Source organism: Rhizobium sp. ERR 942, from assembly GCF_007828395.1.
Classification (GTDB): Bacteria; Pseudomonadota; Alphaproteobacteria; order Rhizobiales; family Rhizobiaceae; genus Rhizobium; species Rhizobium dioscoreae.
This window is the reverse complement of the sequence record NZ_VIUA01000003.1, coordinates 669,301-693,048: the sequence shown is the minus strand read 5'-3', so window position 1 is coordinate 693,048 and position 23,748 is coordinate 669,301. Positions and strand designations below refer to the sequence as shown.

The following is a 23,748-nucleotide window of genomic DNA, read 5'->3' as shown; positions in this document are numbered from 1 at the left end:
CGGCAAGCCTTTCAGCTTGCGCCTGCCCGACATGATTACTTCGTTTCGTCAGCCTTGTGCTCGACCGTACGGGACGCCGTCGACGCGGATGTCGACGTATCTTCGTCGTCGTTCATGCCCTTCTTGAAGCTCTTGATGCCCTTGGCGACATCACCCATCAGCTCCGGGATCTTTCCACGGCCGAACAACAACAGCGCGATGGCCAGGACGATGAGCCAGTGCCATATGCTTAGAGAACCCATTGCTTTAACTCCCAATTACAGTGTCTTTTCGATGTAAGACGTTTGCGGATGTTTTTCAAACACCAAAATGCAATGCATCCACGCATATCGGGATGACAAGCGCCGATGCGGGCAATCAAGCGTCTCCAAGCCGAGAGGATGATTGTTATATTCGCACCCGCTGATGGCGAAAGAGAGACTTTGCCGGCAGTTTCGCGAAAATCCGCAGATAGGGTTGCAACCCCTTGAACGAGCCGGCCAACGCTCAATCGCTGGAGCTTGCGCCGCTCGGCGGCAGGATGCCGAGTTCCTCCAGATCCATCTGCGTGATTGGATCTTCGTCTTCGGTCAACTCGTCGCTCATCAACGGCGAGGGAATGTTGAAATTGGCCGGAATCCGGCCTGACAACAACCCCGCCCCCTTCAACTCTTCGAGACCGGGCAGATCGCGCAGCTCTTCGAGACCGAAATGATCGAGGAAATCGCGCGTCGTGCCAAGGGTCACCGGTCGCCCCGGCGTGCGGCGACGGCCACGGAAGCGGACCCAACCAGACTCCATAAGAACGTCAAGCGTGCCCTTGGAGGTCTGCACGCCTCTGATATCCTCGATCTCGGCGCGTGTGACAGGCTGATGGTACGCGATAATGGCCAGCACCTCCAGTGCCGCACGCGACAGCTTGCGCACCTCGCTCTCGTCACGCCGGATCACGAAGGAGAGATCCGCGGCCGTGCGAAAGGCCCAGGCGCCATCCACCTGCACGAGATTGACGCCGCGCATCGCGTAATCGGCCTTGAGTTTCTGCATGATGGCGGGAATATCGACCCCACGCGCCACGCGCTCCGCAATGAAGGCCTCGGAAACCGGCTGCGCTGAGGCGAAGACCAGCGCTTCGGCGATCCGCTCGGCCTCGCTCAGCCGACGATCGTCTACATCGGGCGTCTCCGCCTCGTGCTCTACATGCTGCTCGTCGTCCGGTTCAGTCATGCACTTTCCTGCCCTATTCCGCTGCTTCCAGTGACGAATGCTTCGGCCCGCGCCGCATGTAAAGCGGCTGAAACGCGCCTTCCTGGCGAATTTCCAGCTGCCCTTCGCGCACCAGCTCCAGCGATGCCGCAAAGGCGCTGGCGATCGCCGTCACCCGCTCGCTTGAAGTCGTCATGTAGCTCAGCAGGTAATGTTCAAGGGCCGTCCAGTCGGTGATTTCGCCGATCATCCGGTCCAGAATAACGCGGGCATCGGCCAGCGACCAGACACGGCGCTTCTCGATCGTCACCTGGGTCACGGCCTGACGCTGACGCAGGCTCGCATAGGCGGTGAGCAGATCATAGAGGCTGGCGTCGAAGGCGGATTGGCGTCGATCCGGAATATGTTCCGGCGCGCCGCGCGCGAAGATATCGCGGCCGAGGCGGTTGCGATTGACAAGATCGGTAGCAGCATCGCGCATGGCTTCCAGCCGCTTCAGGCGGAAGGCGAGCGTCGCCGCCATCTCCTCGCCGGTCGGTCCGTCTTCCTTGCTCTGCTGCGGGATCAGCAGCTTGGATTTCAGATAGGCGAGCCAAGCGGCCATGACGAGATAATCGGCCGCAAGCTCGATGCGGATACGCCGCGCACTCTCGATGAACTGAAGATACTGTTCGGCCAGCGCCAGAACGGAGATACGGGACAGATCGACCTTCTGGTTGCGCGCCAGATGCAGCAGCAGATCAAGCGGTCCTTCAAAGCCGGCGAGGTCGACGACAAGCGACGGCTCGTGCGAGCCGCGCTGTGTCTCACCCTCCTGCCAGAGCTTGTCCATCGGCGTTGCCGCCTGCTGAAGCTTGTCCGTGCTGCCGCTCACTCTGTCACCCGCCCGTTCCTCGAAGTCCGGTTTTACGCCACTGCGAACATCGCGTCGAATTCCGCCCGAATAGAGGCTTCATCGGCGCCATCATTTCTGCCAAATGCCACTTCGACCGCCTTGGCCCGTTTCAGCGACGCCCCTGCCAAAGCAGGAACATTGCGAACAACTTGCTGCATTTCGTCCATGACGCCATTGCAATGCAGCACGATATCGCATCCGCCCGCAATAATATTTGCTGCACGTTCGCCGATCGTGCCTTTCAGCGCATTCATCGAGGTATCGTCCGACAGGAGCAGGCCCCTGAAGCCGATATGCCCGCGGATGATCTCCTCGATCACCTTGCGCGACGTCGTGGCCGGGTTTTCCGGATCGATATCGGTAAAGACGACATGGCAGGTCATCGCCATGAGTTCGTCCTTCATTGCAACGAAGGGAGCGAAATCATGCGCCTCCAGCTCCGTGCGCGGTACCGAGACCACAGGCAACTCGTGATGCGAATCCGCAAAACCGCGGCCATGGCCGGGCATGTGCTTCATCACGGGCAGCATACCGCCGGCTTTCAGACCTTCCGCAGCCGCGCGTCCCATTTCCGTCACCGTCACCGGATCGGAGCCATAGGCGCGATTGCCGATGACGTTGCTCGATCCCTCCACAGGCACGTCAAGCACCGGCAGGCAATCGGCATTGATGCCGAATTTCAGCAGATCGAAGGCATGGAGCCGCGACATCAGCCATGCAGCACGGAGGCCTCGTTCGCGATCCTGGCGATAGATATCGCCGAGTGCCTGCCCCGAGGGATAATGCGGCAGGATCGGCGGGCGAATGCGCTGCACCCTGCCGCCTTCCTGGTCGATGAAAACCGGAGCGTCGCGTCCGACGCTATCGCGCAGAGACGCAACGAGATCGGCGATCTGTGCCGGTTCGGAAATATTGCGTCCGAACAGGATAAAGCCCCATGGCTGCTCCCCCTTATAGAAGGATCGCTCTTCGGGCGTGATGGTGTGGCCGCTACAGCCGAGGATCATGGATTTCGATTCGGTCATATCCGAATCATAAGGCTTGCGCTGGGAAATGCGAGTGAGGTCAAGCTGGGATACACAGGAACAACCGTCTTCGGCAGGCTATTTGGGCGGTATACGATAGACGACTGAGCGGTATTTAGGATTTGACCTGCACTCCCTCACCTCGCCGCCATAGGCTTCGGCTATCCGTCTGCTGGCGATGTTCTCCTCCGCGACGGGGTATACGAAATATCGGATAGAAAAGCTCGCACTTGCCCATCCGATGATCGCGCCGATCAATTCGCGGCCGAATCCCAGGCCTTGCGCTTCGCTGCGAAGCCAAATTCCAAGCTCCGGCGTGTCGGTCAGCGCGGCATGCATACCGATAACGCCCAGAAAGCGATCGTCACTCCTGTAGCGGGCTGTGAAGTGCAATTCCGAGCCGTCTTCAATTGCCTTCAGCCACCCCCGCCAAACATCCGCAAAAGCCGCTTCAGTCTCAGGCGGATGCCAAGCCATGAAACGCGTGATGCCAGGCGATATGTTGGCGAAGATCTCCGGGGCGTCCTCAGGAACAAACGGCCTGATGGACGTTCGACGCGTCGATAGCTGTAGATGCCGCATCGTTCACCATGTCCCGCGCTTAGCGCATCAAAAATAAATCCGCCCGCAGATTGATCTCTGCGGGCGGATTTTTCAACTCTATCGAACACCCAGGCTGAAAGCCTAACTCGATTACTTCGAGATCAGGCAGGTGCCGCCGGCTGCGCGATAGCGGGTGCAGATGGCCGCGGCCTCATCCTTCGAGCCGGCGACGACGCGGACGCGATAGTAGGTGCCTTTGCCGGCGATATCCGCCTTGCGGATCTCCAGCGGATGGTTACCGATGACGCTAGCGAACTTGACCTTGAGGTTTGCCTGCGACTTCTGCGCGTCGGCTTCGGTCGGCAGGGATGCGATCTGCACGCCGTAAGCGCCGCCGCCCGCGGCAGAGGTCGCAGCCGGGGCTGCCGCCGGGCTAGCCGATGCGACCTGCTTCGGCTGAGCCTTGGGCTGAGCTTGTGCTTGAGCTTCCTGGGTCGGAGCAGCCGTATTGGCCTTGGCGGCGGGCTCCGGACGTGCCGTCGGGACCGGGTTCGTCTTGACGACGCGGATCGGCGTGCTCTCAGCGCTGGCAGCATCGGTATTATCCGACTGGGCCGCTGCCGGGGCATTTGCCGGAGACGGGCGCGAACTTGTAGATGCGACCTGATTGTTCGCCGGCTTGGCCGCTGGCGCTGCCGTATCGGCAACCGGCTCGTCGCGCGGCACCAGCGAGCCATCAGGCTTGACGATCATCGTGCGCACCTTGCGCGGCGAGACCGACGGCACCTGATCGTCGTTGTTGGCGGCGACGTTGGTGTTTCCACCATTCTGGTTCGGCAGCAGGCGCGGATCTTCGGTTTCACCGACCGGCGTCGACGTCACCTGATCGCCATCGCTGTCGTCAGGCGATACCGCCTCAGGGATCAGCGTCTTCTGGACGACATCAACCGGCTGCTCGTTGGAGGAGACAAGCTCCTTCTGCTTCGGCGCCGCCGTACTATCGCCAGCGACGCGATCGTAGACGGCTTTGTCCTGATTCGGAACGACGGTGCCACCCGGATTTTCCGGAGCGACCTTGATCGGATCGCTATCGGCCGCAATCACGCGCGGCTCTCCGGAGAAGCTGGAGATCGGCGCGCCGTGACGGACCCAGCTGTAGGCGCCATAGGCACCGACGCCAAGAACAACGATGACGGCTGCAGTCGTGACCATGCCGCGCACGGAGCGGACTGGGCGACGGTTGGCCGCGGGGTTCAACGTCATCCTGGCGACGTTCTCGACAGGCGTAGCCGCCTCGCGATAGCTGCGGCGGAAGTCTTCTTCCAGCGCACGCTCGAACTCGTCGAACTCCTCGATCGGCTGCTTTGCGACGGGCGCAGCAGGCTGGGCTGCCGCATTTTTGGACCAGGAAGCGGCGGCGGCAGCACCGCCAAGTGCGGCGGCAACGGCCGGCTTGATCGGCTCGGGTGCGGCTTCCTTGGCAGGCGTACCGAGCAGGCTCGCCATTTCCGAATCGAGATCGAAATCAAATTCCGGCGGAACAGCGATCGGCTCCTCCGGCTCGATCGCCGGCAGATGAGGAACGTGCGAACCCTCGAAGGTCTCGACACGATCCTCCGTCTCGGAGATTTCCGTGGGATCGAACGGCAGAGGCTGGTCGGCCTCAAATACGGGCGCTGCCGTGGTTGCGGCATGAGCAACATTTGCGGCAGGTGCAGCCGGCGCCGGTGCGGGTCGCATCGGCTGCGGCGCTGCGGCGGCAATCACCGGAGCGGCGGGGCCTGGAGCGACCGGCGTTGCGCGGGAAAGGATCGGCTCTGCGATCGGAGCGGCCGGAGCCGGCTGATGAGCAGCGGGAGACTTTTCGGCTTCAGCGAAATCGAGGCCGGCAAGTTCCATTTCGATATCGGCCAAATCGAATTCAAAGTCCTGACCGGCAAAAGGATCCTCCGCACCGAAGGTAATCGGCTTCGGCTCTTCATGCCGTGCGGCTGCCACGGGAGCGGCGGACAACTCTGCAGGCTCGGAAAACGACGCACTGAAATTGCCGAAATCCGGCTCTTCCTTCGCTGCAGGCGCATTGGCTCTGGATGGAACCGGATAGCGATTCACATCGGCCAGCAGAGCGTCGATCTCGGCGGAAAGCGCGGCCGGATCGGCCTTCGCGACTTTTGGCGGCGCTGGTGCCTGGAAGACGGTCGCAGCTGGCTGGGATGCAGCAGGCTGCGAGACGGCTTCCGGAGCGCGCGGAGGCTCGACAGGATCAAACGCCTCGAAATGAAGGGCATCATCGAACAGCGCTTCGTCAGACGTGGCTTTCGGCGCCGGCTGAGCAACAGCAGGCGCGACCGGCGGCGTGAACTGCTCACGCGAGGCGACGGGCGTTGCCAGGGCAAAGTTGGCAAGCGGCAACCGTATGGTGGCGGCAGCGGATTGCGGCGTCGGCTTCGGCACTGGCGCAGCCGCCTGCGGCTCGACAGGCGCGGCCTTCGGCGCTGGCTGCAGAACCGGCGCGATCGACATTTCCAGCTCGTCGATCAGATCGCGAGCGCCGATCGTCGGCTTCACCGGAGCCACAGGCTGCGGCGCAAGTTCTTCGAACTTCGGCTCTTCAAACTTGGGCTCGGCCTGCACCGGCTCAGCGGAGAGCGCAACGTCTTCATGGCTCGGCGGTGACACCTGCTCGACCGGAGCGGCGATGTCATTTGCCGGACTCATTCGCGGCGTATCGTAACGTTCGAATTCGCGAAGAAGCTCGTCTTCCAGGTTGAAGGCCGGCTCCTGCCGTTGAGCCGCAGGAGTTGCCTGAGCAGCGGGGCGCGGCTCAAAACCCACGATACGAGCGAGTTCTGCGAGCGGATCATCATCCGCAAAGAACTCGTCGTTTCCGCTTGCGCGATACGCCAACTGTTTTTCTGCCATCACCCGTTCCACTCGCAAACACTACAGTTAATGCCAGCGCAATGTGGGTAAATGGTGACGTTTATCGCATTTCGTCCGGTGCTGCGGTCCCAGTTATACCAAGACCCGACTTCAAAACCGACGCGACAGCGTACACCAGCCCAAGTCTGGCAATGCTCAATTCTCGGTTCTTATCGTTAACAAAACGTAATTCCGGTAAATCTTTACCTTTATTCCAGTGTCCATGGAAGGAACTGGCCAGATCGTAAAGATAAAAAGCGATGCGATGCGGCTCCTGCGACTGTGCTGCAGCTTCGATGATTCGCGGGAATTCCGCAATCTTCGCAACCAGCTGCAATTCAGCCGGATCGGAGATCGCGCCAATGACAGCTTTCGACAGATCAAGCGAGGCGATGTCGAGATCCGGGAAGGCTTCCTTGGCCTGACGGAACACGGACATGCAGCGGGCATGCGCATATTGCACGTAGAAGACCGGATTGTCCTTCGACTGCTCTGTAACCTTGGCGAAATCGAAATCCAGAGGCTCGGAATTCTTCCGGTAAAGCATCATGAAGCGCACCGAATCGCGACCAACTTCATCGACGACTTCGCGCAGCGTGACGAAATCGCCTGAGCGCTTCGACATCTTCACCGGCTCGCCGTTGCGGTAGAGCTTGACGAGCTGGCATAGCAGCACCGTCAGCTTCGCAGCACCGTCGGAAACGCCGCGGGCGACCGCTTCCAGCCGCTTGACGTAGCCGCCATGGTCGGCGCCGAGGATATAGATCATCTCGTTGAAGCCGCGGTCGAACTTGTTCTTGAAGTAAGCAACGTCGGCAGCAAAATACGTATAGGAGCCGTCCGACTTGATCAGCGGGCGGTCTATATCGTCGCCCACTTCCGTCGAGCGGAAGAGCGTCTGCTCGCGATCCTCCCAATCTTCCGGCAGCTGTCCCTTCGGTGGCGGCAGCGCGCCCTTGTAGACATAGCCCTTGAAGGTCAGGTCATTGATCGCGGTGCGGATCAGTGCCGCGCCATTGGCATGCAGGGTGCGTTCGGAGAAGAAGACGTCGTGATGAACGTTCAGCGCCTCCAGATCTTCCCTGATCATAGCCATCATCGCATCGATAGCCCGATCCTTGACGATCGGAAGCCACTGCTCTTCCGGCATGCCCCGCAGCTTGGTGCCGAATTCCTTGGCCAGCGCCTCCCCGACCGGAACGAGGTAATCGCCGGGATAGAGGCCAGCCGGAATTTCGCCGACCTGCTCGCCGAGCGCCTCGCGATAGCGGATGAAGACGGAGCGCGCCAGCACATCGATCTGGGAGCCGGCATCGTTGATGTAATATTCCTTGGTCACCTCATAGCCGGAGAAGGCCAACAGGTTTGCCAGCGCATCGCCGACCACGGCGCCGCGGCAGTGACCGACATGCATCGGTCCGGTCGGATTGGCCGAAACATATTCGACATTGACCTTCTGCCCCGCGCCGAGCTTGGAGCGGCCGAACTTCTCGCCCTCGGAGATCATGGTTGCCAGCAGCCGCTGCCAGTAGCCGACCGAGAGGCGGATATTGATGAAGCCCGGACCTGCGACCGAAACCTCGGCGACGTCGGCATCTTCCTTCAGCTTGGCGACGATGATTTCGGCAAGCGCACGCGGATTCGTGCCCAGCGGCTTGGAGAGAACCATGGCAGCATTGGTGGCGACATCACCGTGGCTGGCATCCCGCGGCGGCTCTACGCCGATACGACCGAAGTCGAGCTCAGATCGCTTTTCTCGCACAATATCAATTTGTTCGAGAGCGTTCTTAATTCTTACTTCGAAGTCGGTGAAAAGGTTCATCATATCGTCCACGCATGAGCTTCGCGAGCCGCTATCGGCCCGACGCCGCCGCTGCCTACCGCAAATCGGGAGTCTGGTCAAACAGGCGCTTGTGGGCGCTGATGGCGTAGGTGTCCGTCATGCCGGCGAGATAGTCGCCGACATGCCTTGCCTTGGGGGCGATCGCCAGGCCCGCAATATGATCGACCCAGTAATGGCTCTGCATCTCCCTGGGATTTTCCATATAGGCGCCGAAAAGGTCCGTGACAATCTGCGCCGCGCCGGCACGGATGCGCATGATGTCCGGATGACGGTAGATACGCTTGAACAGCATCTGTTTGATCAGCTTGTCGGTTTCGGCCATCTCAGGCGAGAAGGTCGCGATGATCCGTCCGGCAGCACGGATGTCGGCGACATTGCCCGGCTTGATTTCGGCGAGCGCCTGCTGTGAAACGGCGATCACGTCCTCGACCATGCGGGTGATCTGCCGGCGCATGATCTCGTTCGTGAAGCGGCTCGCCTCCAGATGCGGGTAGCGTGCCCTGACTTCGGCCATCAGCTTGGCGAGAAAGGGCACCTCCTCCAGCATATCGAAGGTCAGATAACCGGAGCGCAAGCCGTCATCGATGTCGTGCGTATTGTAAGCAATGTCATCCGCGATCGCGGCGACCTGCGCCTCCAGACTGGCATAGGAGGCAATTTCAAGATCATGAATCTCGCAATAATCGAGGATTGGCTGCGGCACCGGACCGCGGATGCCCTTACCATCAGACGTCATTAATGGCCCATTGTGCTTGACGAGGCCCTCAAGCGTTTCCCAGGTAAGATTGAGTCCGTCAAAATCGGCATAACGGCGCTCGAGCTTGGTGACGATGCGCAGGGATTGGGCATTGTGATCAAAGCCGCCATAGGGCAGCAGCACTTCATGAAGCGCATCCTCGCCCGTATGGCCGAAGGGTGTGTGGCCGAAATCGTGAACAAGTGCCACACCCTCCGCCAGATCCTCGTCGAGTTTCAGGGCTCGCGCCAGAGCGCGGGCAATCTGGGCAACTTCGATCGTATGCGTCAATCGAGTGCGGTAATGATCGCCATCCTGAGCAATGAAGACCTGCGTCTTGTGCTTCAACCGACGGAAGGCGGTCGCATGGACGATCCGGTCGCGGTCGCGCTGGAATTCAGAGCGTGTCGGGCTCGATCCTTCTTCGTAGAGCCTTCCACGCGATTCCCAGGGATTTGTCGCATAGGCTGCCTTTTCCCCATACCCGAAACCCAATGCATGCGTATCAATCGTCATTATCAATCCATTCCGGCATTTGGCTCCCGCACCGCCATCGGCGCGACAGTCGTTTCCCTGCAATCGATCCCCGGCCCTGTCCGCCCATACGGACATATGCCCGCTCTTCGTACATTCCGGCCCATTGACGCCGCTTTGCGGCCTTCATACCTATAGACAAGAAAACAGCAAAATGGTGTGTGGCTCAACCACGAAACCATAGCTGTCAACGGCCTGGCTTTCATGATAAAGGCTACGGATATCAGCCGTTTGAAAGTTCGACGGCTTATTATTGGTTCTCTCCGGATCTTGACCCCGGCAGGAGGAAAATATGACTGAGGCAAGTGTTACCCTATCGGATGCTGCGGCCAAGCGAATCGCTGCTATCGTCGGCGCGGATGCCGGAAAGCGCGCTCTTCGCGTTGCCGTCGAAGGCGGAGGGTGTTCGGGTTTTTCCTATAAATTCGATCTCGTTGAAGGCCCTGAGGATGACGATATCGTCGTCGAAAAGGACAATGCGACCGTCCTGATCGATCAGCTGTCGCTGGTCTATATGGCGGGCTCGGAGATCGATTTCGTCGACAATCTTCTCGGCCAATCCTTTCAGATCAAGAATCCGAATGCAGTCGCAAGCTGCGGATGCGGCACCAGTTTCGCGATCTGATCCCTACCCTCTTTTCCACAATTTGATGACCGGCCGGGAGCCTTCGCTCCGGGCCGGTTTTCATATGGGCTGTAGTCAAGCCGATCGGCTGCGGATACAACAAGGCGAAGCAAAGGAATGAGCCGCCCATGAAAATCGCCACCTGGAACATCAACGGCGTCAAAGCGCGTATCGAGAACCTCTGCCAATGGCTGAAGGACTCGAACCCGGACATCGTCTGCCTGCAGGAAATCAAAACGGTCGACGAAGGCTTTCCACGTCTGGAGATCGAAGCGCTCGGCTATCACGTCGAGACACATGGGCAAAAAGGCTTCAATGGCGTTGCGATTCTTTCCAAGACGAAACCGGATGAGGTGAGGCGCGGTTTACCCGGCGACGGCAGCGACGAACAGGCCCGCTTCATCGAGGCTGTGTTCTCCGTTGAAGGACACGGCGCCCTGCGAGTCTGCTGCCTGTATCTGCCGAACGGCAATCCGGTCGATACTGAAAAATACCCCTACAAGCTCGCCTGGATGGAGCGCCTGCGCAAATTCGCCTTGGATCGCCTGGCCTTAGAGGAGCCTCTGATACTCGCCGGCGACTACAACGTCATTCCAGAGCCACATGATTGTTTCGACCCGAAGGTCTGGGAGAGCGATGCCCTTTTCCTGCCGCAGACGCGCCAGTCCTTCCGTCAGCTCGAACATCTCGGCTTTACCGATGCGGTGCGCGCGACGACGGATGCAATCAAGCTTTATTCATTCTGGGATTATCAGGCCGGCGCATGGCCGAAGAACAATGGCATTCGCATCGACCATCTGATGCTGTCACCCGAGGCTGCCGATCGCCTCACCGCAACGGCAATCGAGAAACATGTGCGCGCCTGGGAAAAACCGTCGGACCACGTGCCTGTCATCGCGCATCTTGATTTCGGGAGCTAGTCCGTCCGGCTGCAAGCACATCGCGTGGCCTGAGCAACAACAGCGTCGATAAAGCCGGTGTGATCAATCGGAGCCGGCAACGTCAAGCTGATGGGCCATGGAGACCGCAACGCGGCGGTCGTTCTCGTTGGCAACGGAGAATGCCTGCTCCTGCAGGTCTTCCATCCAGCTGCAGTCCTTCGGCTTGCACTTGTCCAGTGCCGCCGTCATGAAGGCGAGACCGCGGATGGATTGGCCTTCCTGGAACAGGATATTGCCGAAGACGGCCATGGCGCCCGGATGGCCGCTCTTGCGGGCCTGGTTCAGCCATTTCTTGGCCTGCTGAACATTGGTGGCGCCGCCCTCGCCGGACAGCATCATCTGCGCCAACTGGAACTGCGCTTCCGGAACGCCGAAGGTCGATGCCACCTGGAAATAGAGCTGCCGGGCCTGGTTGAGGTCGATCTTCACCGGGCTGTTGGGAATGCCCGTCTTGTAGTAGCTCGCGAGCGCCAGCAGCGCATTGATGAAGAAGCCGGTGTCTTCCGAGCCCGGTTCCACACCCTGCTGGGCAATCTCGCTATAGATCTTGAAGGCTTCGAAATCGTTCTGCGCCACGCCGTCGCCATCGGCATACATATTGGCCAAGGCCCAGCGTGAGCCGGTATGGCCTTTTTCGGCGGCATAACGATAGGCTTCGACTGCCTCTTCCTTCTGTCCGTTCTTGTAGGCCTTAAAGCCGAACTTGAAGAGATCGAACGGACCTGATTCCTTGGTGACGCCGGCATTGATATCGAATGCCTTGGCTTGACCCGCCAGTACCACCGCGGTGGCAAGGGACAGGCTGAGCATCATGACTCTCGCTGATATGAACTCGGACTTAAACATAACAGTCGATTTCTTTCGCTCCATTCGGACCTGTCACGGCACTTGCATAATCGCCGCCAGCTTCACGAATGTTTTCCCTGATGGCGCACGAGACTGGATCGTCCTTCGAAAAGGCATTTCCTGTGGCATCCAACCGATGCTGTTTGCCACAATTGCGAGCATAGCTTGCAATTATGTCCAAACCAGCATTTGCGCGGCCGCTATCGCATCCCACCATCGAAGCAGCACCTTCGTTCGCCTTCCGATGATGGAGCCCAAAGATCGGCCGGCTGACGACTTCCCTTGGCAGACAACGCGTTTTCGGCTGCGTCGGAAGCATCGCAGCTCCGATCCCGAATTGTTGCTTATGCCAAAGTGGAAGTTCACCCATCGACCGCTTACGCACTTTCTACAAGCTTGCCCCTGTGCCCACGTAATCGCTGCTCCCCATTTGTGGCGGGAAATGGACAAATTGTAATCTGATCACGTGGCTGCAATGTCTTGAAATAGAGTGTTGCTAATTCGTCACAAAGATTTTATCGAACTTGAGATTTCTTTAACCATAAATCAGGCAAAAGGGGCGGTTTGCGTTCCGCCTTTTGCCGATCAGACAAAGAAACGTCGCGAGGCTCGGAAAAGCTCGCGACGTTGATGATAAAGTGAAGGATCAGTCAACTAGCTCCTTCAATTCAATGGCTTATCGTCAGAAGCTGACTTTCACCGATGTCTGAAGAGCGGCGACCAAGTCATTGCCGAAGCTATAGGTCGCATCATTGCCGTAGACGACACCGCCGCGTGTGACCGGTCCGGATTTGCCTGATGTCATGAGGCCGAGAGCGCCGCCGAAATTGAACTGAACATGCTCTGTCGCCTTATAGGCCACACCCGCGCCGAGGGTCCATGTATCGGAGTTCATGCCATAGCCATCGCTTGTACCGCGATCCCAAGTCAGGCTGACGGCGCCGCTCCACTTGTCATTGAACTTGTGTCCAACACCGCCGGTGATCGTCCAGCCGTCCCTGTACAGCAGATCAAGCGAGGTAAGCTCTGTGGGGCCATTGGCTCTGCAGGATATGCTGCGCGTGGAGCTCGGGCAGAGCGCGATGCTCTGAAGGATACTCCAGTTGGTCCATTTAACCGATCCGAAGGCCAGCCAATCAGGCGCGATGCCGGTCTGTACCTTCCATTCCAGGGAGTCGGGAGCATCGGCCGAGCCGAAAACAGACGTTACCTTGCCACCGAAGCCGGGGACAACAGGTGGCGGTACTTCGGTCAGGTCGACGCTGCCCTTCAGGTTGTCGTATTTGACCCGGCTGTTGTAGACGAGGCTCGTGCGGAAGGCATATTCCGGAATTTCGTAGGCGATACCCGCGCGCCAGCCCCAGCCGTGACCGTCGATGTCAAGCGAACCCATGCCGTTGTAAATGGCTGAAATCGGAGCCGGAGTGGCGTAGACGAGGCGCGACTTGTAGCCGCTGACTTCCTGATAGAAACCGCCGCCGATCAGACGCAGCTGACCCGGACCTGCATCGAACTTGTACGAGCAGGTGGCCGAATAGTTGTTCGTGCGAACCTTGACTTCGGTTTCGTTATTGGCGCCGGCCCAATTTGAACCTTCGTTGAGATGGCCACCGAAAGGCTGCGAATAGTCGGCCATGCAGTCGAGATCATCAGTGATGCCGATCTTGAAAGCGGCATAGGGAATGGCGTAATTTTCCGCCGCATCCGTCGAACGGCTACGGTTGTTGAGGTTGCCGTCAGCCGGGTTGATGTCCTTGGCGTTCTTCAGTTTACGGTCGGGCATGACGTAAGTAACGCCTGACTCGAATACATAACGGCCTTTGTCGAAAAGCAAATCAATATCATAGCCGCCACGATCAAGGCCGCCCGCAAAGGCAGCGGTGGCGAAAGACGAGCTGATAACGAGTGTAACTGCGCTCCTCAACGCAACAGAAAATGCCATTGTATCTCCCCCACATGTGCATTCAGTGGTTTGATTGTTGCGACGATCGCGTGAATTGGCAATGTGGCCCACAAGAGCACTGCCTATGTAAGAGAGTGGTTGATTTACGTAAGAAAACGAACGCCGCCTCTGAAAATCCATCGGTGTAGGTAATTTTTTCTTTCGAAATAGCATTTTTAGCCCCTAATAGAATCTCATTCTTCACGGCAACAATTCTGTTACAATATGACAACAGTTTTGCTTTTCGAGCGCGTCCCGCAACTTTAGGGGTAATCTGTTTCGCCTGTGCGAAACTGACGGCGGATCCAGGGTGTTAGATCCCGTCAATTCTATCGATTCGAGAGAAATAAACGAAAAGGCACGCGGCGAACACCGCGTGCCTTTTTCGATCCCAGATCTCTACTTCCTCAAGCGAATCGCGATTTCTCAGTTTCGCTTCTTGTGCTTTGCACCTTCGATCGCACGCATGTCCTAGCCGGCCTCGCTGACGCGGGCCAGCGCCACCTTGAGGCTCGACTGCTGCCCCTCGAGCTCGCCGAGGCGCTCGCGCTCGGCGGCGACGACGTCCGGATTGGCGTTGGCAACGAACTTCTCATTCGAAAGCTTGCCGGCAATGCGGGCAATTTCCTGATCGTTCTTGGCAATCGCCTTTTCGAGGCGCGCTTTCTCGGCGGAGAGATCGATGAGGCTGCCAAGCGGCAGGCAGATCGTCGCCTCGCCGACGACGATCTGAGCGGCACCCTTCGGTGCGGTATCGGCAAGCGAAACCGCTTCCACGCGCGCTAGCCGCTTGATGGCGGCATCGTGGCGGAAGAGGCGCTCGCGCGTCAGGCTATTGGCATCGACAACAACCAATGGCGCCGTCGCGGCCGGCGGCACGTTCATTTCCGAACGAACGGAGCGAATGCCGGAAACGAGATCGATCAGCCAATTGATTTCATCGGCGGCGACATTGTCGGCATAGGACGGTGCCGGCCAATCCGCATGGCAGATCAGGCCCTCACGCTCCTGCCCCTCGCCTGCCGTGTGCGCCCAGAGCTCCTCGGTCATGAAGGGCATGAACGGGTGCAGAAGCTTGTAGGTCTCTTCGAGAACATAGGCTGCGCAGGACTGAGCCTCCGCCTTGGCATTCTCGTCTTCGCCGTTGAAGATCGGCTTCAAAAGTTCGAGATACCAGTCACAGAACTGATTCCAGATGAAACGATAGAGAGCGCCTGCGGCATCATTGAAGCGGAAGCTTTCCAGCGCTTCGGTAACGTCACGCTCCGCACGCGCCAGCTCTGTCAGGATCCAGCGGTTTACGGTGAGCTCGGCCGCTTCGGGCACGAAATGCGGATCGCTCTTGGCACCGTTCATTTCGGCAAAGCGCGTGGCGTTCCAGAGCTTGGTGCCGAAGTTGCGGTAACCGGCGATGCGGGCCGGATCGAGCTTCACGTCTCGACCCTGCGCGGCCATGATCGCCAGCGTGAAACGCAGCGAATCGGCACCGTACTGATCGATCAGTTCCAGCGGATCGATGACGTTGCCCTTGGACTTCGACATCTTCTGCCCGTTCTTGTCGCGAACGAGAGCATGAATATAGACCGTGCTGAACGGCTCGACGGGATTGTCGTTCTCATCCTTCATGAAATGCAGGCCCATCTGCATCATGCGAACGACCCAGAACGGAATGATGTCGAAGCCGGTCACGAGGAGGTTCGTTGGATAGTAGCGCGCCAGTTCCGGCGTCTCGTCCGGCCAGCCGAGCGTGGAGAACGGCCAGAGTGCGGACGAGAACCAGGTGTCGAGCACATCTTCATCGCGCGTCAGAATTTCGTCGGGCTTGAAATTCTCCAGCAGGTCCTCGACATAAGCCTTCATCGGCCCTTCATGCGAGAGATAGTGCTGGATCGCGGCCTGCAGCGCTTCTTCCTCGGATTTTTCGACAAAGACCTGCCCGTCCGGGCCATACCATGCCGGAATCTGGTGACCCCACCAGAGTTGGCGGGAAATGCACCACGGCTCGATATTTTCGAGCCAGTTGAAATAGGTGTTCTCCCAATTCCTGGGCACGAACTTGGTTCTGCCCTCGCGAACGGATTCCAGCGCGGGCTGCCCCAACGTCTTGTTGTCGACGAACCACTGTTCCGTCAGGCGCGGCTCGATCGGCACCCCGCCACGATCGCCATGCGGCACGGCATGCGTATGCGGCTCGATCTTGTCGAGCAGGCCCGCCTCTTCGAAGATACGAACGATAATCTTGCGGGCCTCGAAGCGGTCCTTGCCTTCCAGCTCGTCCCAGGCGCCATGCAGCGCTGCTGGATGATCGAGATCCTGGAGGAAGTCCTCGTTATCCTTGATGGTGATCGAGGCATCGACGTCCATGACGTTGATGGCACGCAGTCCGGCGCGCTTGCCGACTTCGAAATCGTTGAAATCATGCGCCGGCGTGATCTTTACCGCGCCAGTGCCGGCAGTCGGATCGGCATAGGAATCGGCGACGATCGGGACCCTGCGGCCAACGATCGGCAGGATGACATGCTTGCCGACAATACCCCGATAACGCTCGTCTTCCGGATTGACCGCGATGCCAGTATCGCCGAGCATCGTTTCCGGACGCGTCGTCGCAACGACGATATAATCGCGCGTTTCGAATTCGGTCGGCTTGCCTTCCTCGTCGAAGGCGATCGGATATTGATAGGTAACGCCGGGCTCCAGCGGATAGCGCAGGTGCCAGAGATTGCCCTTCACTTCATGCTGCTCGACCTCCATATCGGAGATCGCCGTCAAGAGCTTCGGGTCCCAGTTGACGAGGCGCTTGTCCTTGTAGATCAGGCCTTCCTTGTAGAGCGTGACGAAGACTTCGAGAACGGCCTTGGACAGGCCCTCGTCCATAGTGAAGCGTTCGCGCGACCAGTCGCAGGACGCACCGAGGCGCTTCAGCTGGTTGAAGATCAAACCGCCCGATTCGGCCTTCCATTCCCAGATCTTCTCGATGAAGGCTTCGCGGCCCATCTTGCGGCGATCCGGCTGCTGGCGCTCGGCGAGACGACGCTCGACGACCATCTGCGTGGCGATGCCGGCATGGTCCATGCCCGGCTGCCAGAGAACATCCTTGCCGCGCATGCGCTCGAACCGCACCATGATGTCCTGCAGCGTGTTGTTCAGCGCATGACCCATGTGCAGCGAACCGGTCACGTTCGGCGGCGGGATAACAATGGTGAAGGTTTCCGCGCCCGGCTTGGCGTTCGCACCGGCGCGAAAGGCGTCGGCCTCATCCCATTTTTGGGCGATCTTCGGTTCGACGGTGGCGGAATCATATGTTTTGTCGAGCATTTTATGACCGGATCTAGAGGACTGGGTGATGCGGGTTGTAAATAGGATGGCCGTGGGCAAGTCAATAAAAAAGCCGCCCCGGAGCCCGGAGCGGCGGATCAGCTACCCGAAGCTCAGGCTTGTCAGCGGCGCGGACCGCGGGCCACTCGTTCGATTTCTTCACGCACGAGACGTTCCACAAGGGTCGGCAAGTTGTCGTCGAGCCATTCCTGAAGCATGGGCCGGAGCATCTCTTGCGCCAGTTCATCGAGAGAACGGCGCGGGCCGCCATCGACGATGGCAGCCAGCTCTTCAAACGAGCGGGAAACCTGTGCGCCGGCGGCTTCCGACATCAGCGGCGATGCGGATACGGCCTGGGCCGATGGCGAGGATGCAGCCTCCGCTTGCACCGCAATGGTTAGTTCTGACGCCTCAAAAATCGGTGTCTCGGCGGATGCTGCGACCTGAGGCACCGCAGAGGCAGCCGTCGGCCTCTGCGCTTCCATCTCAGGTTCAACCTCGGCCACCGCCGGCATAACAGGCGGAGCGACCGGCGCGGCAACATCCGCAATGGCCTGTCTCAGGGGGGTGTCGGCGATCGGCTCGACGTGCACCTCGGCAAGGCGCGCAGCCATGGCGGGCGGCAGCTCGCGCGGCTGTGGCGGCTCACGCCCCGCATTCAGCAATGCGGCGGTATTACGCTCGGAAGCAGCACGCACACGCGCGGCAACATCGGCCAGCGACAGACCGCGGCCGCCAGCTTCCGGCTCTGCAACCGGCACCTGGGAGTTTGCCGCAACGAAACGAGGATCCTGTTCCGCTGCGCGCGCCCGATCGGCGGCAGCGAACTCTTCATCCACAGTCAATTGAATATCGTCATCACGCATGCCGGTGCCGGCGAAATGCGTCGAGGGAACCGGCTTGGCGCCTACGGGTTCGTTGCTTTCGATGATCCTGCGGATCGACGCCAGAATCTCTTCCATGGACGGTTCACGCACTACATTTGGCTGAGCCATATTCATCCCCGTTTTCCCATATTCAGCGACCGGAAACCCGCACCACAAACTCGCCAGGCGGCACCCGAATCAGGGCCACCCTAGATGACTGCCTTCGGGAAAAAAATCACCTGAAAAGCACTAAACCCGGTGATGCACAGTTTTGTTACGATCACGACGAATCGCTTTGCTAAGCACGATTCTGCCACAGGCGGCGACAATAAAAAACAGGCGCCAAAAGGCGCCCGTCGCAAGCTCAAAAATAGCTCGTCCAGAAAATCAGAAGACGAATTCCTTGGCCTTGGCAAAGCCCGGAAGCGGCTTGATCGAGGCGTTGAAGAAGACGTTTTCCGAGAAGGCACCGCGCTCGCGCATGAAAACGGTGGCTCGGGCGGCGTGACCATAGCCGATGACCGTGATCAGGCGACCGTCTTCGCCGAGCTGGTCAAGCAGGCCCTGCGGCAACTGCTCGATCGAGCCGTTGAGGAAAATCACATCGTAGGGTGCATCGGCGGCATGCCCCTTTTCAAGGTCACCGCCAACGACCGTCACGTTATCGTAGCCAAGCGCGGCAAGATTGGTCTTCGCCTGAGCCGCAAGCTCCCCGTTGGATTCAAGCGCGATAACCCTGCCGGCGAGAAGCGACAGGACAGCGGAGACATAGCCCGTGCCACAGCCGACATCGAGAACCTTGTCGTCCTTGGTGATCGCGCCGAGCTGCAGCAGCTTTGCAAGCGGCGAGGCTTCCATGAGGAAGCGCCCGGGAGCGACCTCGATATCGCAATCGACATAGGCCAGGAGCTTCGACTTCTCCGGTACGAAGTTTTCGCGCGGTACGGCGAAAAATGCATTCAACACGGAATGGGAGGTGACATCCGTCGTCCGGATCTGGTTCTCGACCATCTTCACGCGCGCTGCTTCGAAATCCATCTTATCCTCTTGCGCCCTTGGTGCCCGAACGGGCTGGCTCTACTTTCTGTTACGCGTGTCTTAATCGCCTGACGCTGCGCTTTCAAGGCATTGCCGCAACAGGCGCCGAGATTCATGGTGAGGCGTCGCCGACGAACAACAATCGACACTTTAAATTCGAGCCAGCGCCTTTTGATACTCGGGATTCTGCAAGGATTGCTAATCCGCCGTGTCCCAGACCGGAACGCTCGTTAGCAAAATGTTAACTTCACGCGACCACGCTTTGGGATATTGGACCCGCCCGGGTGGGTGACCAATCGACCTTCCGGCCCGAAGCTGTTCGGCCCAAACATTAAATTTGAATAGAAGGTGGCCGGGATGCCTGTTTCTCTCGTTCTTTTCGTCGTAACGTCGCTGCCGCTGGTGGTTTTTCTGGCCGCGAGCCTTTCCTCGATGATGTAGGTTTTCCGAATGAGGCTTTCGCTCTTCGCTGCCGCGCTTCTCCTTCTCTTACCCCAGGTCGCGTTGAGCGAGGAAACGTCAAGCGAGGATGAGCCGAAAGAGACAGCGCCGATCATCGGACATGTCGTTACCGGAAAACAGCTCGACGAATGGTGCGAAGAGGACCGAACGCTCGCGTCTGTCTATATCCAGGGCATTCTCGACGAGGCTCAGCGGACGAAGAGCCTGACAATCCGAGCCACGAAGCAGACTCCAAAAAACTCATCGCGCTACGAGCGCTACCTTCAACAGTTCGTCGGCGCTTTCTGTCTGCCGCCCGAGCTCAGCAATACAAAGGCGACGACGATAGCCTGCAAATGGATGGCGGAGCACTCCTGGCAGCTCGAGCGGCCTGCCAGCTCGTTGATCGCACGCGCCTACAAATTCGCCTTTCCTTGCCTTGAGGAATAGTCGTTCTTCCGCAATGGCGGCTAAGAACCGACACGAGACAGCTAAAACTTTCGCTGAGGATTGAGAATCATCCGAAGCGACCACGCCCCTGCCCGTCTGCGGACCAAATACGCAACGGAACCGGTAGCTCAAGCGAAGATCTCAGTCAGGCCGAAGAGCGCGAGGCTTGATGCGCGAGCACATCACATCGCATTTGCGTTGACAATTACTAAGTACGACTTATAATTAGGATGCTGAATTTGATTGACCTCTAGTCCAGCGAAAGGCGGCCCAGTTTTTTCCCTAGACTGGACCGCTTTTGCTTTTGTGGAAGCACGAATTCTCTATTCATTTGCTTCGCACTTTCAGCACCGAACCGGATCGGCGTTCGATTGCATTTGTCACTTGGGCGATGCCGGAAGCTGAAACGCCGACACCCGCCATCCTCAACTCCCGCAACTCCTCAGTACCTTAAGCGTCATTTCAGTTTCGAATGCGACGCTGAGACGGGGATAGGGAGTATCAATGTCGTTACCGAAGTCGCAGTGGCTTGCGCTGACACCGGTCGAGCGCAGGAAGCTTGCTCGCCTAATTATGATTCGACTGCTGCCAATCTTCGGTGCTTTGGCACTGCTCGGTATCGTGTCGCTTATGATGTTTGCTCAATAGAGAATTTCGAAAGATCGAACGCGCCACCGCCGTCCTGCACACTGGGTAGTCAGATGCCGGACTACCCATGAACAGAGCAAATGGAATAGGCACCAAATCACTGCTGGCAGCCAATGAGACAGAAAACCGAACATAGAACGGATTGCCACATTTAACTTCGGTATAGCTGGATGCTTCAGGCCCAAATCACGCTGAAATTCCGCAGAAAAATCAATTTCTTATTGGGGATCTAAGGGAAATTGGAGGCCTCGCCCGGAATCGAACCGGGGTGCAAGGATTTGCAGTCCTCTGCGTAACCACTCCGCCACGAGGCCATCCGAAAGCAATTTGCGTTGTGGTGGCGCGGATTTAGAATGATCCAAAGAAAACCGCAAGAGGCTTATTCTGAATTCTGTCCTTTTTTCACTCTGAAGAGAGAATTGCCCGCTGCTCGTGTGTAAGCCTTCAATGCGGGTGATGAAATGCATTGCGCCCAAGACGGCAGGAGCGTCGCAGATGTGCCAATATCGGCCGAACGGCTTTCATGCTGGAAAAGATGTCGTCACCGTGGACGTAAACGAGCAGAATGCGGGCGCTGTCGGCTTTTACGAGCGGCTCGGATTCAAGGGGACGGGGCGCGCCGATGTCGACGATCAGGGCCGCCCCTACCCGATCCTTCATTTGCGATGGCAAAGACCGACCGCGCCATGAGGCGCTGCTGCCGATGACGCTTCATTTCAGATGCTGTGACGACCATCTTGGATTTTGGCGAACCGATGGAAACTGAGGGCGAAAATTCATTGCTGGATCGCGACGCAGCCATCCTATCGGGCGCCTGGAGCTGCCAGCCCATTCAGGTAGGTTATGGAAACCTGTGGTGGCTGCTAGCATTCGTACTACCGGTTTGTAAGCCACCCACGGACCGGACAGTGCCGCGTCCGACGAGACTACGCCCCCAGTAATGTCGTCGGACGCACCATGGCCAAGCGCCCATCAACCGCATCGCAACCAAGCGCGATTCCAGACGGTCTCTCACCTTCTCTTTTATAGAGTGATGCGCGTGCGCCACCACGGGTTTCGTTGCCGGGAATCGTTTCAATAGTTGCGACTCAGAAGAACCGCGACTCGGGCGGCCATCCGGATTGAGGGGCAATCGGCTGCGCCCGGTCTCAGGAGTGCCCATAATCATATGGCGGCGGCTTCCTGCCCTCGCCCGCCCCAAATCAGCGCGCGTATCGCCTTAACAGCCGGAGACGTAAACGCTTTCAGGACTTATAGAAGACAAGCCATCCAAACGAGATGGCAAACAGGCTGGGATCAGACGTCCCGTGAATTGCGTCATTTTTGCAACAACGCCGGTTTTCGAGTAGTGCACATATAGTTCCGTCCCCTTAGTATCTTGCCAAATCACTGAAGCAGGTTCAGGAAATAGTTCGCGAAGCTTATTACTTCGCACCTACTGATAGGGAACATGAACGGGATGGGGTTGGGCACGTCGTTTCTCGGCGCGATATCTCATGCCCAATCAAGAAAGATTGGAGTTATTATGAACATCAAGAGCCTTCTTCTCGGCTCCGCTGCTGCTTTGGCAGCAGTATCCGGTGCTCACGCTGCTGACGCTATCGTAGCAGCTGAGCCCGAGCCGCTGGAATACGTCCGTATCTGCGACGCATACGGCGCTGGCTACTTCTTCATCCCGGGCACCGAAACCTGCCTCAAGATCGGCGGCAAGGTTCGTACGGAAGGTGAATGGTACAACGCTTACAACCGCGACAGCCATCAGGGCACACTCTGGCACACCCGTGCTGAGTTGAACGTCGACACGGCGACCGACACCGAGTACGGTCCGCTGAAGACCGAAACCATCGTTCGTTGGGACTGGAACGACGGCGGCTCCACATCCACCAACCTGCTGTGGTCCTACATCAGCCTCGGCGGCTTCACCGTTGGTAAGAAGGACTCGCAGTACAACCTGTACATCGGTTACGCCGGCGACGTCATCAACGACGACGTGATCTATGACGGTCCGTACGAACTCAACCAGCTGACCTATGAATATGATGCCGGCAACGGCTTCTCGGCTGTGATCTCGCTCGAAGATTCCAACTCCGCCACGACCGGCTCGGCATCCTACGGCGCAAGCTGGTGGACGGACGACAAGACGAACCACTACGCTCCCGACGTCGTTGCCGGTGCCGGCTTCAAGTCTGGCGCATGGGGCTTCAAGGTCGTCGGCGGTTACGACTCGATCGTCGAAGAAGGCGCCATCAAGGCTCGCGTCGATGCTGACTTCGGCGCATTCACGGCCTTCTTGATGGGCGGCTGGAACACCGATGGCGACAAGCTCAACAAGTACGCAGGCACCAACCAGGACGTCTCCGCTTGCACGGCACCGAACGGTACCGTCAATGCATCGAAGTGCGGCTGGGGTGACTGGGCTGTCTGGGGCGGCGTTGGCGTTCCATTCAACGACAAGCTGAAGTGGAACCTCCAGCTCGCCTATAGCGACTCGAAGATCTTCGAAGCAACCACGAACCTGAAGTTCAACCCGGTCAAGAACCTCCTGGTCGAGCCGGAACTGACCTACGTTCACTATGACTATGCCCACGACGACACCGTTTCGGGCATCCTGCGCTTCGAACGCAACTTCTAACCTGATCAGACTTGACCTCCGATCAGAGAAGGAAGGGGGCCGGCTTTCCCTGCCGGCCCCCTTTTTTTGTAACACCTGCAATCAGCGGCTCCCTCTGCGATCAATACGCGTGTCATAAGGATCTCCAGTCAACGAAAAGGGGAACCTAGTCGCTGCGCTGGCGTTTAGCGATGAAAGGGACATGGCTGAATACAGGAGTTAGAATCTTGAAACACCACCTTGCCTCACTCACCTTGAGCGTGACGCTGGCCATAGGCTCGGCGCTACCCGCCGCCCTGCCCGCAATGGCCGCGCCGCCGAGCAATCCATCCATATCGCGCG

Annotated in this window: 17 protein-coding genes, 1 tRNA gene and 1 pseudogene; 5 read left to right on the top strand and 14 right to left on the bottom strand. The window is 58.6% G+C overall.

The window, feature by feature from the left end:
- Nucleotides 1–35: 35 nt before the first annotated feature.
- From FBZ97_RS16010 to FBZ97_RS15975, 8 genes are all read right to left on the bottom strand, one after another.
- Nucleotides 36–242 carry a twin-arginine translocase TatA/TatE family subunit gene (locus FBZ97_RS16010; protein WP_069611973.1) on the bottom strand — a complete coding sequence of 69 codons (207 nt, stop codon included), beginning with the start codon at nucleotides 240–242 and terminating at the stop codon, nucleotides 36–38.
- Nucleotides 243–486: 244 nt separating this feature from the next.
- Nucleotides 487–1,206, bottom strand: coding sequence for an SMC-Scp complex subunit ScpB (gene scpB, locus FBZ97_RS16005; RefSeq protein ID WP_145320232.1), 720 nt, complete (start codon nucleotides 1,204–1,206; stop codon nucleotides 487–489).
- Between the two features lie 13 nt (nucleotides 1,207–1,219).
- Nucleotides 1,220–2,017: a ScpA family protein gene (locus FBZ97_RS16000; RefSeq protein ID WP_069612288.1), complete on the bottom strand. Its 798-nt coding sequence runs from the start codon at nucleotides 2,015–2,017 to the stop codon at nucleotides 1,220–1,222.
- A 74-nt stretch (nucleotides 2,018–2,091) separates the two neighbouring features.
- The gene (gene nagZ / locus FBZ97_RS15995) at nucleotides 2,092–3,105 is read right to left on the bottom strand and encodes a beta-N-acetylhexosaminidase (protein ID WP_145320235.1); all 1,014 of its coding nucleotides are present in this window, start codon (nucleotides 3,103–3,105) and stop codon (nucleotides 2,092–2,094) included.
- Nucleotides 3,106–3,183: 78 nt separating this feature from the next.
- On the bottom strand, nucleotides 3,184–3,687 hold the full coding sequence (locus FBZ97_RS15990; protein ID WP_145320237.1) for a GNAT family N-acetyltransferase: 504 nt from the start codon (nucleotides 3,685–3,687) through the stop codon (nucleotides 3,184–3,186).
- Between the two features lie 111 nt (nucleotides 3,688–3,798).
- The gene (locus FBZ97_RS15985; RefSeq protein WP_145320239.1) at nucleotides 3,799–6,570 is read right to left on the bottom strand and encodes an SPOR domain-containing protein; all 2,772 of its coding nucleotides are present in this window, start codon (nucleotides 6,568–6,570) and stop codon (nucleotides 3,799–3,801) included.
- A gap of 61 nt (nucleotides 6,571–6,631) precedes the next feature.
- Nucleotides 6,632–8,392 (bottom strand): arginine--tRNA ligase, encoded by a 1,761-nt coding sequence (argS, locus tag FBZ97_RS15980; protein ID WP_113389627.1) that lies wholly within the window; start codon nucleotides 8,390–8,392, stop codon nucleotides 6,632–6,634.
- A 55-nt stretch (nucleotides 8,393–8,447) separates the two neighbouring features.
- Nucleotides 8,448–9,665 (bottom strand): deoxyguanosinetriphosphate triphosphohydrolase, encoded by a 1,218-nt coding sequence (locus tag FBZ97_RS15975; RefSeq protein WP_145320241.1) that lies wholly within the window; start codon nucleotides 9,663–9,665, stop codon nucleotides 8,448–8,450.
- 310 nt (nucleotides 9,666–9,975) lie between these two features.
- Between FBZ97_RS15975 and erpA the strand changes: the two genes are divergently transcribed.
- Both erpA and xth read left to right on the top strand, forming a co-directional pair.
- Nucleotides 9,976–10,308 (top strand): iron-sulfur cluster insertion protein ErpA, encoded by a 333-nt coding sequence (erpA, locus tag FBZ97_RS15970; protein ID WP_113333492.1) that lies wholly within the window; start codon nucleotides 9,976–9,978, stop codon nucleotides 10,306–10,308.
- 128 nt (nucleotides 10,309–10,436) lie between these two features.
- Nucleotides 10,437–11,228: an exodeoxyribonuclease III gene (gene xth, locus FBZ97_RS15965; protein WP_113333545.1), complete on the top strand. Its 792-nt coding sequence runs from the start codon at nucleotides 10,437–10,439 to the stop codon at nucleotides 11,226–11,228.
- A gap of 63 nt (nucleotides 11,229–11,291) precedes the next feature.
- Here the strand turns inward: xth and exoR are convergent, their stop codons facing one another.
- The 5 genes from exoR to FBZ97_RS15940 form a co-directional block, all read right to left on the bottom strand.
- Nucleotides 11,292–12,095 carry an exopolysaccharide production regulator ExoR gene (gene exoR / locus FBZ97_RS15960; RefSeq protein ID WP_069611965.1) on the bottom strand — a complete coding sequence of 268 codons (804 nt, stop codon included), beginning with the start codon at nucleotides 12,093–12,095 and terminating at the stop codon, nucleotides 11,292–11,294.
- Nucleotides 12,096–12,777: 682 nt separating this feature from the next.
- On the bottom strand, nucleotides 12,778–14,037 hold the full coding sequence (locus FBZ97_RS15955; RefSeq protein ID WP_145320243.1) for an OmpP1/FadL family transporter: 1,260 nt from the start codon (nucleotides 14,035–14,037) through the stop codon (nucleotides 12,778–12,780).
- A gap of 471 nt (nucleotides 14,038–14,508) precedes the next feature.
- On the bottom strand, nucleotides 14,509–17,352 hold the full coding sequence (locus FBZ97_RS15950; protein WP_145320245.1) for a valine--tRNA ligase: 2,844 nt from the start codon (nucleotides 17,350–17,352) through the stop codon (nucleotides 14,509–14,511).
- Nucleotides 17,353–17,474: 122 nt separating this feature from the next.
- Nucleotides 17,475–18,347: a DUF2497 domain-containing protein gene (locus FBZ97_RS15945; protein WP_113352687.1), complete on the bottom strand. Its 873-nt coding sequence runs from the start codon at nucleotides 18,345–18,347 to the stop codon at nucleotides 17,475–17,477.
- 258 nt (nucleotides 18,348–18,605) lie between these two features.
- Nucleotides 18,606–19,256: a protein-L-isoaspartate O-methyltransferase gene (locus FBZ97_RS15940; protein ID WP_145320247.1), complete on the bottom strand. Its 651-nt coding sequence runs from the start codon at nucleotides 19,254–19,256 to the stop codon at nucleotides 18,606–18,608.
- 450 nt (nucleotides 19,257–19,706) lie between these two features.
- On the opposite strand from FBZ97_RS15940, the gene FBZ97_RS15935 reads away from it, so the two are divergent.
- Nucleotides 19,707–20,147, top strand: coding sequence for a Rap1a/Tai family immunity protein (locus FBZ97_RS15935; protein ID WP_113333497.1), 441 nt, complete (start codon nucleotides 19,707–19,709; stop codon nucleotides 20,145–20,147).
- Nucleotides 20,148–21,035: 888 nt separating this feature from the next.
- Here FBZ97_RS15935 and FBZ97_RS15930 read toward each other — a convergent pair.
- A tRNA-Cys gene (locus FBZ97_RS15930) sits at nucleotides 21,036–21,109 on the bottom strand.
- A gap of 226 nt (nucleotides 21,110–21,335) precedes the next feature.
- On the opposite strand from FBZ97_RS15930, the pseudogene FBZ97_RS15925 reads away from it, so the two are divergent.
- Together FBZ97_RS15925 and FBZ97_RS15920 are read left to right on the top strand one after the other, a co-directional pair.
- Nucleotides 21,336–21,485 (top strand): annotated as a pseudogene (locus FBZ97_RS15925) (GNAT family N-acetyltransferase); the annotation flags it as partial.
- Between the two features lie 835 nt (nucleotides 21,486–22,320).
- On the top strand, nucleotides 22,321–23,427 hold the full coding sequence (locus tag FBZ97_RS15920) for a porin (RefSeq protein WP_069611958.1): 1,107 nt from the start codon (nucleotides 22,321–22,323) through the stop codon (nucleotides 23,425–23,427).
- Nucleotides 23,428–23,748: the final 321 nt, after the last annotated feature.